Consider the following 10995-nt stretch of genomic DNA (forward strand, 5'->3'; position numbering starts at 1 on the left):
AGAAGTTTGTCCTACCAAATGTATTACTATAAAAGACAATGAAGAAGGTCGCACTATATGGCACAAGCATTTTGAGTGGGCCAGATGTGAAAAATGTGGAGTAATTGTTACCACAAAAGAGCATTTTGCCAATTCAAATCCTAACAACACCCCTGTGATATGCCCTGACTGCAAGCGACGATATATAACAGACGTATTTGCAGACACATTGGGGGAATAATTGATTATTTTATTGTTAATATATAAAAATTGGCCACTTGATGTCTGCAATTTATTTAGCAGTCAAGTGTCCAATTTTGATTCAAGGTGTTATCTGTTCTTATTTCATATTTTTTCAACAAATATTTTCCAGAATTCTCAGTTCCCTGAGGCATTGGAGGTGGCTGATTAATTTGCAGGTCTTTGGCAGTTTTCAGCGCAATCATTTAAAAATTATCTTTGCAAATTCAACAATAACAGGAATTGTTACCATTGAAAGTAAAGCAACCTAGGTAAAAATCTTCCAGAACTTGACTGCTTTCATTGATTCTGCCGGGCTTTGTTTGTTTACTTCATTTGCATTGGGAGTAGAAGAGTATAAAGCAATGATAAACGCAGTGCATGGAAATCAAAGTCAGATTGTTTGCAGCATTAAGGGAAAAACGAGGAAAAGAGTTAACGATTGTTTTAAGCAATTCCTCTACTGTAAGGGAGCTTATTGACTCCCTTGGGATTAAAGAGTCCTAAGTGTCAATATTACTGGTGAATGGGCTTTATGCAAAAATTAACAGACAGCTTCAAGAAAAAGACGTGGTCTCAATCTTTCCGCCGTTAGGGGGTGGCTGGCTGGTTCAGCTCTATCTTTAAAGTGCATCAATACAATCTTTTGCCGCCTTCGTTGCCTCACCAATATTCCCAGGCGATTTAGCATCACCAATTATCGTATACGGATATTTCTTTGCCTCACAATAATCAATGATTGGGTCTTGCGATTTTTTATATCCAGTCGCCATTATTACTGTTACTGCAGCGTGATTCGCTATATTCCCTTCTTTTTCAATGCTTAGCATTTGCCCATCATAGCGAACAACCTTTGAATTAAATAGCGTCCTTATTCCCAACCTTTTTAAGGCTTTCATCGTTATCCATTTTGTCCCACCAAGGTCAGTTCCCATTTTTGAAGCTGCTTCAACAATGGTAATATCTATAGGAGGAATTGTGTTTAAAAGCATTTCATTTGTAAAGTAGTTTTCAACAAATTCCAAAGTATCGTCATGTGGGTACTGTTTTTCTCCCAAAAATAAAGCAGTTTCAATTCCTACCGCTCCTCCACCAACAATCATTATACTTCCCTTCATAATATTATCAATAAAGTTTTGTTCTCCAAGCAATACTTCTTCTGCACTGAATACTTTAAAATTATTAGAATTACCATTTATGCCTTCAATTAAAGGTATAAACGCCTGGCCTCCGACCGCTATAATAATGGTAGTGAATCAAGTGTGGTGGCGTGCAATCGAATAAAGCAAAATTACGTAATATATTTCCTGACTTTAGGACTTAGACAACAAAAAATGTAACATTTGACCTCGAAATCTGTTCATTTAAGCGGATTTCGGGGTTCTTTTATGCGGCAAAATATAGTTTTTAAATGTCCTGTTATGTTCTGTTATTTTGTATCTTTTTATGATCAACTATGATATAATAAATACATCAGATACTGATATATGGAGTGACCCTATGTACGTTGCAATAACAGGAGCAGGTAAAGCCCGCGTTATCCAATTCAGGGAAGAAGCACGGATTCCGGGAACTAAAAAAAAGAAAACCCATGTCATTAAGACACTCGGTAATTATGAGCGCATGCTTAAAGAAAATCCAGACATCATCAATAAGTTAAAGGCCGAGGCAGCGGAGATTACTAAGGCGAAAAAAGAGCCGTTCACCCCTATAACTCTAAATATTCATGCCGCTGATATCACCGCACCGGGTGATGTTGCGCAATCTTATAACTTCGGCCATGCACTTGTTAAGCAGCTCTGGAAGAATATGGTGCTGAATGAATTCTTCTTACAAAGCAGTGACAAACGCAACACTGCGGCCGTTGCCCAATCACTGTTTTATCTGGTGGCGCATCGCTGCGCCAACCCTTCGAGCATTCACGCAAGTGCTTCGGAACAGACTGCTTATGCAGGCATAGACCCATTAGGGTTAGATGTTCTTTATGACGTACTGGATGTCCTTGCCGAACAAAAGGAATCTCTCGTGAAGCATTTGGCTGATTTTTTTGAAAAGAAGACCAAGCGCCAAGGACCTGAGGCCTTCTACAAGGTTACAACTTATGCCTTTGAAAGTACCCGTTGGGGTAAACTGCGTATGTTTGGTTTTTCAAAGGATCATAAAAACAATGAAGTGCAGGTTGTGATGGGCTTGCTGATTGATAACAATGGAATCCCCATCACCTACGAGTTGTTCCCTGGAAACACAATGGATCAGAGTACGCTGACCCGTTCTGTTGAAAAACTTAAGATCCTGTATCATTTGGATAAGATTACCATGGTTGCTGACAGAGGCTTAAACAGCGGTAGCAACTTGGAATATCTCTGCGAAGGAGGTCATGATTTTGTCATAAGTTACACGCTTAAGCGCTCACCGAACGTCTTTAAAGAACTCGTATGGCAAGGCGATAACTGGTTTGATACGATTGATCCCAAAACTAGCGAAATCACCTTTCGCTCAAAGACTATTGAACAGGCACTTGAAGCAAAAGCTCCAATCACGCCAGAGGAGAGCAATACTTCAAAGAAACGAGGTCGGCCAAAGAAGTACAACTCAAAGCAAATTCCCGTGAAGATTCATCTTACATGGTCTGCCAAGCGGGCCGCAAAAGATAAATCTGATTGCGAACGGATGCTAGACAGACTAAAGAAGCGAATGGATAAGCCTTACCAGTTGAAAGCTGCAATACGGCGAGGTAGCAACCAATTCCTGCAGATGGAACTTGACACCAGTGATTGGAAGTTAGATGAGGCGAAAATTGAAGAAGCGGCTCGATATGATGGCTACTACGCAGTAATCACAAACAATTTGGAATTAAGCACAGAACAGGTTTGCAAGATTTACGGCGGGTTGTGGAAGATTGAGGAGAGTTTTCGAATCCTTAAAACAGACCTGCGAGCGTGCCCGGTCTTTGTGTGGAACGACGAACATATAAAAGGGCACTTTGCGATGTGTTTCATCTCTCTGTGCATGCTTCGGTATAGTCAGTATCTTTTGGAAACAACTCAGCAGAAAAGCGTCTCTGCTGCTCAGATCATGGACGCTATTCGTGAACCTTTAGCATTAGTTCAAGGTGAGTATCCGAACAATGTTGTTACACCGACGCGAGTTTCACAAACGTACCTCGATTTGTCTTCGATTCTGAAACTTCCCATACTAAAGAGCAATATGACTCTAACGAAGTTCAGATCATGCACCAAACTCGATTTGACAATCAATCTGAGATAACAGGACAAATAAAAATCGCCATAATGATTGTATTTCAACCATTATGGCGATTTTTTGCGTTGTTTCTCCTAAAGTCAGGATTGACCCGGATTGGCTAAAAAAACCACGGCAATGGAAAATCAGCGGAATTCGGAAGTTTATTTTGTTCATTGGACCAATAAGCTCCATATTTGATTGTTTGACTTTTTTCATTATGCTTTATGTATTTAATTGCTGGAATAATCCCGAATTGTTTCATACCGGCTGGTTTATAGAATCAATTTTCACACAGACCCTGATTATTCATGTCATTCGAACAAATAAAATACCTTTTATTCAAAGCCGGGCTAGCTGGCCTCTTATTATTTCTTCAATCCTCATTGTTTTAGTGGCAGCATGGCTGACGATTTCTCCTTTGGCTGGGACTTTAGGTTTTGTTCCGCTGCCTCCGCTTTACTGGTTCGCTGTAACTGTTCCACCGTTGTCCACCCTTTGTTGAACCAACCCTTTAGCAGTGTATTCTATGTAGACATCATAATACGCAAATTCATTTCCCATTCCCTCATATACGTATCTCACATTATCTTTAATCGGGAAATAATCTTCAACCCTTAACGCCTCAGGTACTGGTTTTTCACCGTTGACTGGTGTCTCACATCCATTGAATAAAGACATTACCAGAGGGTAAGGTAAAAGATAAACTAAATAATATTAATTTCCTTTTCATCCATTCTAACTCCTCCCATCTTTAAACTTTGAGCATACATCCATATCATTGTTCATTCTTAAATATGCATCACTCAATTAAGCTACCAACTTACTTATACACCTTCTTCCAGAGAGAATCAATGCAATTCCTTTTCTATTTTCCTCCCATATTCTACATGAAGCAACCGCCATCACCGCTCTGATATACGATATCCCCATCTATAATAGTCATGTCAACACTTAAATCCCTGATTTTATCTATAGGTGTATCATACAATGATCCAGAAAGAACAACCAAATCTGCTAGTTTTCCAACTTCAATTGTACCTTTCTTATCCTCATCAAAGCTTGCATAGGCACCATTATATGTAAACATTCTAAGTGCTTGCTCAATTGTTATCCTTTCATCAGCATTTATCACCTGACCATTTTGAGTTTCACGGTTAACTGCAAGATGCATGTTTAGAATAGGGTACGAGAAGGTTACCGGGCAATCGCTACTGCCTGCGGCAATAATTCTTTTATCAAAGAAGCTCTTCGCTGTAAACATTTTATATGCTCTTTCTTTTCCATAGTTAACCATGTAGCCATCACCAAACTCGTATAAGAATATTGGATTTGCTATTGGAACTATTCCAAGTTTTTTTATACGGTCAAGAAGTTCATCGTTAATCATTGCGCAGTGCTCAATTCTATGACGGTGATTCTCTCTAGGATATTTCTTTAGCGCTTTTTCTATTGCATCAACAATCATTGTAACAGCTCTATCGCCTACAGCATGTGATGTTACCTGCCAGCCTGCAGCATGAGCCCTAATGATAATATCATCTACCTGCTCCTGAGTCATTGCCAGAATTCCAGAGAAATCCGGATTGGAAGCATAAGGCTCCAAAGTTGAAGCAGTCGGACCGCTACTGCTTCCATCAATCATGATTTTTAATGGACCTATTTTATAATTGTCATTTCCAAAACCAGTATGAATTCCAACCTTAATATAATCTTCAATCATTGGCAAATTATCAGTTAAAGTAAAAATCATGGCATTTAGTCTGATTTTCAGCTTCTTTTGTTCAACAGCATCCTGTATAGCACCCATTTGTACATGCCCGAAGCCTCCAGAGTCACTAATAGAAGTAATACCTTCTTTTACCAGCATATCATTGGCAGCAGCCATGGCGTTAATGATTTCTTCCTTAGAAAGTGCAGAAATTTTAGAGATCTGCATATGTGCATTTTCTTTCATGACTCCATTGATAACACCATTTTCTCTATCCCTAACTCCACCTACTGGATCTGGAGAATTATCTGCCAATCCCGCCAATTCCAGGCTTTTGCTGTTATGTGATGATATGTGGCAACATACTCTTGTAAGAACCACAGGATTATCTGGTGCGACCTCATCCAAGTCCCATCTGTTAGGATGCCTTTTTTCAGCTAGCTTTGAATCGTCATAACCCCAGCCATGAATCCATTCCCCTTTGGGAGTAACCTTTACAACTTCTCTGATTAAATTCTTGATATCTTCAATCGAAGATACACCTGGAGATCGGCAGTCGATTGCCAAAGAGTTTGCCCCAACTAAGGCAGTATGCAGATGCGAATCAATAAGTCCAGGGATAAGACTTCTACCTTTCAAGTCTATTACCTTTGTATTCTGACCAATATACTTTTTCATCTCTTCTTCACAACCGACAAAAGCAATCTTATTTCCCTTAACTGCTATGGCCTCTGCAATTTCATTTTTGGAATTAACCGTAATAACTGGTCCATTGTAAAAAACAATATCTGCCTCGCAATTTGATAAATAATTCATAATAGCCTCCTTTAATTTTCAAATAATTCATCTACAATAAATCAACAATAAATATTTTATCGACCATTGAGATGTATTTTTTATTACTTTATATGTTTAAATTCAAATGACGTTTATTCCGTTGTAAAACTTTCCTTTGGTAGCTCGGATAGTTTCAAGAACATTGAGATATTCCCTAGAAGGCTTCTTTTCAAGTAATCCAATCTTGCTTTTTCAATAGGATTATGAACGTAAAATTCCTGTGTAGCAGAATATCCAACTACTGGTTTTTTCATTCTTACTCCAACCTGCGGAATGTCAGTGCTAAAAGCCCAATATCCATAATTAACTTCCTCATCTATGTCCTCAAGTCCTTCCGCACAGGCTCTTATAAATGGATGTTCGCGATCTATTATCCATACTTCCTTTTGGCTTTCGATACTTTCAGATTCCCCAGTATAAGAATTTCTTACATTGGAATTGATTTCTACAGTCACTTTAAAATCAGGGTCATCAGCAGACAAATCATCTATAATTGACTGTATTTCAGCAACAGCATCGGATACAGTTTCTCTAGGGATCAGGCGTCTGTCATAGATAATAGTGCATTTGTCAGGAACGATGCACAACGCATTAGGTTCGTTTTCAATAATAGTAAGCGCTATGCCAGATTTACCAAGATTGGAATCCTCCTTTGCATGAGCTGAAATTCTCTTATTAACCTCTACAATCAACTTTGCAGCCTTTTCCACAGCATTTATACCTAACCATGGAGAACTTCCATGACAGCTTCTACCGGTAACTACAACCTTTAACTCCATCCTGCCTCTGTGACCTAATACAAGTCTTAAACTACTTGGCTCAGCACATACCATTCCGTCTATCTCTATGCCTCTTGCAGGGAACGTTTCTTCAGTCAACTTGATTGTACCCAACATCTCTCCATTTTCCTCAAGCACTACTGCCGCTAAAAGGAAAGTGCCTTTCCATGGGAAACCTTGTTTTCTAAGTTCTATTAAAGCAGCACCTGTAAATACCTGTGCGGCGGAGCCACATTTCATATCTGAAGCACCTCGTCCATGGATTACTTCTGTCATCTCTTCTTTTTCACAATTCCAATCGTACATAAGGCTTTCATCAATGACAGCACCGTAAGGATTATAGCCACCCCAATCCTCTATGTTTCCTGGAGTAACAGCATCCATATGTCCATTGTACATTATAACAGGACCATCCTCTGTACCATGAATAATTCCTACTACATTCCCCCAGTTGTCACGAAAAACTTCATCGTATCCCAGCTTTTTCATTTCATCCATATATACTTCGGATACAGCACCCTCTTCTCCTGACTGCGAAGGAACTTGTATTATTCGCTGGCAGAAATCAATCATCTGCGGGTTTAAAGATGCAGCTATTTCTCTAAGTTTATTAATCATAATTTCCCCCATTCCGCGCCGCTTCGCTTGCGGCACAAATATTTCATTAAAATTTTACGCTAACTTATTTTTGTGATAAAATCAGTTTAAATAGCAGTACACTACAGAGCACGGAAGGAGGAGTGGAAGAGTTTCCAACTCAATCCGCATAATTATATGTGCCGTCGCCCTTTCAAGCACAAATAATTGGGGCATTGAACCCGTACACTTATCTTTGTTTAACAACAGATTTGAGGTTATGCTTGAGCGACAGTCAATGCTGCTATTCCATCTTTCGCAAAATGTAAAGTATTCATGCCTACGCAATAGGCTAGTTTTTCTTTACTCAAAAACACGATTTTACCCCTTAATCTTTTTCACACTTCTCTCCTTTTTTCACATAATTTTTAAATCTAGGAATCACCACAGAACAAACCGACGAAGAATTCACTTCGCCGGTTTGACATAAATTTTTATTTAATACTTCTGAAGTGCTTTTGGCAGTTCTGGTCTGTTTGCCGGACCAGTCGCCGCCGCAATGACAAGCATGACAATGAGATTGATCACCAAACCGACCACGCCATTGTTTATCCCAAATACCGAATATTTGGTGATTGTCAGGAAAATGACCACGCACTCGGCGGCGACCATCCCGCCTATCAGTGCCGGCGCACCAATGAACCTCTGTCTCGTCACAGAAAGTATGTTCGCAGGCGCCAGTTGGGCAAGGCCAGCGTAGGTCAACAAGTAGAGATTCGCCATAAGATCCGGACGGGTGATCGCCATGCCGAGCGAGAGCAAGAGGATGACCGCTGAGGCAATCCTGCCGATCTTCAGCTTTTTCACGTCACCTGTGTTTTTAGGGACGAAGTTCGCCGATACGAGGGTCGCTATGGACAGCACGCAGTGTGCGGCCGGCACCATGGCACAGGCAAGCCCGCTTATAACGACAAAAGCCATCAGCCAGGTAGGAAGAGTCTGCGCTGCCAGCGTAAGGATGGCGGAATTTTCCTGTCCTGCTTCGACTTGCAGCTGGTTAACAGCATAGAATCCGAGCACGATGGGAATGAATGTACCAAGCGTGTACAGCGGCAGTAAGACGTGGTTTTTCGAGATGCCTCTCGATTTGCTCGCAGAGAGTACTGCAGGCCAACTTTCGGGAAGTGTCATCGCCCCCAGGCCGATGCCGGAGATAATGACGCTTGACACAAACCAGTTGATGCCGAAAGCTTTCGTTCCCGGCGCCACGAAAAACAAGTGTTCTGCCTTTGTCATGGCGGTCTGCATCAGGTCCTGCGTACCGAATTTCAATGCGACGCCGAAAAAAATGATGACAAGCGCGGCAATCATGGCGACGTCCTTGAAGTACGCCGTGGTGGCAACACCTCTCAGGCCTGCAAAGTTTACGAACGCCAGAATTAGTATGGTTGCGATGACCATGCTAACCATGCCGGCCTCTTTCGCACCCGTGCTAAATGAGACAATCGTGCCAAGCCCGATAATCTGGACCTGTACGATAGGTGTGAAGAATAAGACGCCAAGTACTGCGACGAGTTTGCCAAGCATAGGGGATGAAAACTGGTGTCCAACCATATCTGCGTTGGTATGGTAATTGTATATCTTCGCAATCCTCCACACTAATGGACCCATTATAAACATACCGATATAACCGAGAATCAGGTATGCAGGCATGTATGCCGACGAGACGCCGCCAAGCAACGCAAGACCTGACATGCCGAGGAAGGTAAAGGACGTGAATATACCGCCCGCCTGCAAGAAAAACGTGGTCAGTGAGGACATGTTCCTGTTTCCGATTGTCCAACCGGTGTTGTTGTCAAAAGATTGTTTGCGGCCGACAAATCCCAAGAAGGCGATAAATATAAGTCCAATAACAACTGCTATAATCATTCCGTTCATTTATTTTACCTCTTTCTTCCCAGGCACGGTGTCTGCACGCCTACCTAATATTTCCATTACTTCATCATCAAGCTCCGGCTCTCTCTGGAATAGGAAAGCAAGGATAAGTGTCGTGATGACCGCCCAGAACATGACCCACACGCAGACGTTTGGGAGCCCCAAGGTAAATCCCCCATTGTTGACGAACGGGAAGAAGGGCGTACAGATCAGCGCAAATACCGGCGCCAGCACCAGCAAATGTGCCTTTTGGAAATGTGTTTTATTACTTTTAGACATTTTCTCTTCTCCTTTTACTCATTAAAGTGATATCTTATACAAAAAAACCAGAATTGGATGGAGGTGACCGGCCACTATTGGCTGTCGCTGTAATCATTCCTGTCTGAAAATTTTTGACTGTTTTTTTTCGCTAACCTTTTTCATATAAACTACCTGAACTTTCCTAGTTGGGCTTTCATGAGAATTTTGAATAATACAGGTTTGCCATTTAATATAATGTGACAATTAACTGTTCCGTGAAAGAATTAGGCAGGTCAAAAGATAAATTGGATGAGTACCATAACTCACTTATTGACTAAATGCATCATTCTGCAGCTATCATTCTGTTCTTGAAAATGTTGTTTGGGTGATAGTTAGGGAAAATTAAATTGTCCTATGGTAATTTAGTTTACCATTTACATCATGTTGATTACTGTTAATAAGAATTCGGGGGAATTAAAACTCACTCTATTAATATTCCATTCAAGAGAATGCGGAATTTATTTTTTACATATCATAGGAATTTCCTCTAGGACCAATCGTAAATCCTCGATGCAGTTTGCTTTTATCTCTGCAAAGTTGTCGCGTCCACGTGCTGTTTCATAGACTTCTGTCACACCTTCATCGAAAATTTCAGACATGTTTTCATCCATAATGCCTACAACGGCTATTACTGGTATATTGTAGGGTTTGGCTCGGCGCGCTATGCCTGCAACTGCTTTCCCATAAAAGCTTTGCGAATCCAAACGTCCTTCCCCTGTGAACACTGCGTCGCATCCGTCAAGAAGCTTTTCAAATTCCACCAAATCCAGAACTGTATTGATTCCTTGTTTAAGCTGACCATTAAGAAATGTAAGAACACCAGCCCCCATTCCCCCAGCAGCCCCTGCTCCCTTTATATTAGCCACTTCATCCCCTGATGCCTTTTCTATTACTGCGGCAAAACTCCTGAGTTCGCTGTCTAACAATTCAACCATTGGCTGGTCAGCTCCCTTCTGAGGCGCAAAAACATATGCAGCACCTTGTTCACCATACATCGGATTATCAATATCACAAATCCCTATTATTTCTAATCCTTTTGTCAACAACTCTGTTTCCGTTTTGTCTATGCTCCTAACTTTTGACAGTGTTCCGCCTACTGGGATAAAGCTTTCTCCCTTTGCATTGTAAAATTTCGTTCCCAATGCTGCAGCCATTCCCGCACCCGCATCATTTGTGCAACTTCCGCCTAATCCAATGATTAATTTTTTACTGCCACGGGCAATCGCATCCGTAATAAGTTCCCCTACTCCATAAGTAGTTGTATCCATAGGATTCAGTCGGTCCATCACCAAAGGCAGTCCAGCCGATGCAGCCATCTCAATAATTGCTACATCTCCAGCTAACCCATAGAAACTGTCAATCTCCTCCATATACGGATTTTTAGTTCTAAGAGTTATC

At 41.0% G+C, this 10995-nt stretch carries 10 protein-coding genes; 4 read left to right on the forward strand and 6 right to left on the reverse strand.

What is annotated here, in order from left to right; genetic code table 11:
• Positions 1 to 600: 600 nt before the first annotated feature.
• Together JJE29_07765 and JJE29_07770 are read left to right on the forward strand one after the other, a co-directional pair.
• Entirely contained in the window at positions 601 to 726 is a 126-nt protein-coding gene (locus JJE29_07765) for a MoaD/ThiS family protein (GenBank protein ID MBK5252511.1), read from the forward strand.
• Positions 727 to 846 carry a MoaD/ThiS family protein gene (locus JJE29_07770; protein MBK5252512.1) on the forward strand — a complete coding sequence of 40 codons (120 nt, stop codon included), beginning with the start codon at positions 727 to 729 and terminating at the stop codon, positions 844 to 846. It abuts the gene before it with no gap.
• Here JJE29_07770 and JJE29_07775 read toward each other — a convergent pair.
• Positions 843 to 1466, reverse strand: a complete 624-nt coding sequence (locus JJE29_07775) for an FAD-dependent oxidoreductase (protein ID MBK5252513.1) — start codon at positions 1464 to 1466, stop codon at positions 843 to 845. The genes JJE29_07770 and JJE29_07775 overlap by 4 nt on opposite strands.
• A gap of 253 nt (positions 1467 to 1719) precedes the next feature.
• Between JJE29_07775 and JJE29_07780 the strand changes: the two genes are divergently transcribed.
• Positions 1720 to 3486, forward strand: coding sequence for an IS1634 family transposase (locus JJE29_07780; GenBank protein MBK5252514.1), 1767 nt, complete (start codon positions 1720 to 1722; stop codon positions 3484 to 3486).
• 43 nt (positions 3487 to 3529) lie between these two features.
• On the forward strand, positions 3530 to 3964 hold the full coding sequence (locus tag JJE29_07785) for a cation transporting ATPase C-terminal domain-containing protein (GenBank protein MBK5252515.1): 435 nt from the start codon (positions 3530 to 3532) through the stop codon (positions 3962 to 3964).
• 381 nt (positions 3965 to 4345) lie between these two features.
• Here the strand turns inward: JJE29_07785 and JJE29_07790 are convergent, their stop codons facing one another.
• The 5 genes from JJE29_07790 to JJE29_07810 form a co-directional block, all read right to left on the reverse strand.
• Positions 4346 to 5986, reverse strand: a complete 1641-nt coding sequence (locus tag JJE29_07790; protein MBK5252516.1) for an amidohydrolase — start codon at positions 5984 to 5986, stop codon at positions 4346 to 4348.
• A 113-nt stretch (positions 5987 to 6099) separates the two neighbouring features.
• Complete coding sequence (locus JJE29_07795) at positions 6100 to 7416, reverse strand: M20/M25/M40 family metallo-hydrolase (GenBank protein MBK5252517.1); 1317 nt, start codon at positions 7414 to 7416, stop codon at positions 6100 to 6102.
• Positions 7417 to 7860: 444 nt separating this feature from the next.
• Entirely contained in the window at positions 7861 to 9300 is a 1440-nt protein-coding gene (locus JJE29_07800; GenBank protein ID MBK5252518.1) for a sodium:solute symporter family protein, read from the reverse strand.
• On the reverse strand, positions 9301 to 9576 hold the full coding sequence (locus tag JJE29_07805) for a hypothetical protein (protein MBK5252519.1): 276 nt from the start codon (positions 9574 to 9576) through the stop codon (positions 9301 to 9303).
• A gap of 479 nt (positions 9577 to 10055) precedes the next feature.
• The coding region (locus JJE29_07810; protein MBK5252520.1) for a glycerate kinase at positions 10056 to 10995 on the reverse strand (940 nt) is incomplete at its 5' end.

The sequence above is a fragment of the Peptostreptococcaceae bacterium genome (assembly GCA_016649995.1).
Lineage (GTDB): Bacteria > Bacillota > Clostridia > Peptostreptococcales > BM714 > BM714.

Excerpts from the sequence above, each read along its gene's own strand:
- JJE29_07765 (MBK5252511.1), top strand. The coding sequence starts at position 601 with ATGGAAATCAAAGTCAGATTGTTTGCAGCATTAAGGGAAAAACGAGGA.
- JJE29_07780 (MBK5252514.1), top strand. The coding sequence starts at position 1,720 with ATGTACGTTGCAATAACAGGAGCAGGTAAAGCCCGCGTTATCCAATTC.
- JJE29_07785 (MBK5252515.1), top strand. The coding sequence starts at position 3,530 with ATGGCGATTTTTTGCGTTGTTTCTCCTAAAGTCAGGATTGACCCGGAT.
- JJE29_07790 (MBK5252516.1), bottom strand. The coding sequence starts at position 5,986 with ATGAATTATTTATCAAATTGCGAGGCAGATATTGTTTTTTACAATGGA.
- JJE29_07795 (MBK5252517.1), bottom strand. The coding sequence starts at position 7,416 with ATGGGGGAAATTATGATTAATAAACTTAGAGAAATAGCTGCATCTTTA.
- JJE29_07800 (MBK5252518.1), bottom strand. The coding sequence starts at position 9,300 with ATGAACGGAATGATTATAGCAGTTGTTATTGGACTTATATTTATCGCC.
- JJE29_07805 (MBK5252519.1), bottom strand. The coding sequence starts at position 9,576 with ATGTCTAAAAGTAATAAAACACATTTCCAAAAGGCACATTTGCTGGTG.